This is a genomic window from Halanaerobium saccharolyticum (assembly GCF_003053565.1).
In the GTDB taxonomy this organism is placed as follows: Bacteria; Bacillota; Halanaerobiia; order Halanaerobiales; family Halanaerobiaceae; genus Halanaerobium; species Halanaerobium saccharolyticum_B.
In genome coordinates, this window is record NZ_QAXS01000083.1 from 1 (window position 1) to 1,598 (window position 1,598).

General features: G+C 33.2%; 2 protein-coding genes. Both read right to left on the reverse strand.

Annotation, left to right across the window (positions count from 1 at the left end; translation table 11 throughout):
- Positions 1 to 63: 63 nt before the first annotated feature.
- On the reverse strand, positions 64 to 297 hold the full coding sequence (locus tag C8C76_RS14945; RefSeq protein ID WP_108143044.1) for a hypothetical protein: 234 nt from the start codon (positions 295 to 297) through the stop codon (positions 64 to 66).
- Positions 221 to 1,537, reverse strand: a complete 1,317-nt coding sequence (locus tag C8C76_RS14950) for an IS91 family transposase (protein ID WP_108143046.1) — start codon at positions 1,535 to 1,537, stop codon at positions 221 to 223. Before C8C76_RS14950 ends, C8C76_RS14945 begins: the two co-directional genes overlap by 77 nt.
- Positions 1,538 to 1,598 lie beyond the last annotated feature (61 nt).

Below are 1,598 nucleotides of genomic sequence, written 5' to 3' on the forward strand. Positions count from 1 at the left end.
AGAACAAAATGGCCTAACGGCCACCCTACTATAGAAGTTAATTAATATTTCTTTAGTAGGGTTTTATCTTTCAAATGTGTATTTAAACTTCATTTCTGCACCACATTCAGGACATGCCACTCCTGGCATTTCTCCTTCTTTCAAATCTTTTCCCATTGCAAACTCATCTATCACATAACCTGGGACTTCATCTTCTTCCCCACACTTAGGACATTCAAATTTATACCACTCTTTGTCTGTGTCTTCTGGGGAATGGAATGGGATCTCCATATCTTCTTGCCAGTTTTTTTCTTTCATATCTTGGATCAACCTCCCAACTATTGCTTTTAATATATCTTCCTCTATCATCGGTATGTTCTATATGATACAGAAAATCATATAATGGATGCCAGATCTCATACAAAACCATCTCTTTACAACAGTTTTTACACCTTACTGGATCTTTTCCAAAACTTTTTATCATTCTTTCTCTCCAGCTTAATGATCTAGTAACTTTCTGCTCTGTGATTAATCTTAACTGTCTTCTTTTCATGTATTTCCAGAGAGCCACTATCTTTTTCACTCTTTTATTGTAGCCTCTTCTGTAGAGTCCATACCGTCTGGTCATCTTAAAATATTTGGGTGGAATATGCATTATTATTCTACCAATAAATTTCATGGCTGATAGCTCTAATTCCACTCTCTTTTTTGTTTTATGATCTTCATACCAGAACCTTACCTTTTTCCCATCATACTCTAAAATTCTATATTCTGCAATAGCTGGTCTGGCTAAATATCTTCCTATGTATTTTGCTGCTCCTCGAGCACTATTCATTCTACTTTCTGCATTGACATAAAACCCTTCTTTGTATCTTCTATAGAAATATCTAATTAGATTTTGAACTTTTGGATTATCAGAAAATCTTTCTTTAAAGATATCTAAAAGTACTTTCTGCCAGGCTTTTCTTAAATATTTGTAGGAAAAATATCCAACTTTACTCCACTGATTATATTTATCTAATGCACCTTCTGCTATTAATGCATGAACATGAGGATTAAAACTCATATCACGGCCAAATGTATGAACTACTGTTATTATTCCAGCTTCATATTTATGAATTTTACCTTTTTTATCTATATATCTTTGAATTAATTCTGCCACTTTATCACTTAAATCTTTAATGATATCTCTTTGCCAGTAAATATATCCTCTTAATTCTTCTGGAACAGTAAATACCATGTGTCTATGGCTGACATCTAAGATCATATCAACCTGTTTGTCTACCCATTTATCTACATAAACTTTACCACATCTAGAGCAGAACCTACTTTTACAGCTGAAGCTAACAATATGCTCTTCACCACAGTCCAGGCATTTATATTTAGCATAACCATTCTCTGGATTACCACATTTCATTGATTTTTCTACCTGATCAATTACATGGTTTAACATATCAGCAGGCACTCTACCTGGAAGATGTTTAATCTTAAACACTTCCCAGTGATCATTCAATATTGTTTTAACTTTAATGTGCTTTCCTCTTTGTTTTGGGCTCATAATATTTTTATCCTTCTACAAATTTATCCACATTCCTGCAAAAGCATAATTTCCTATATAT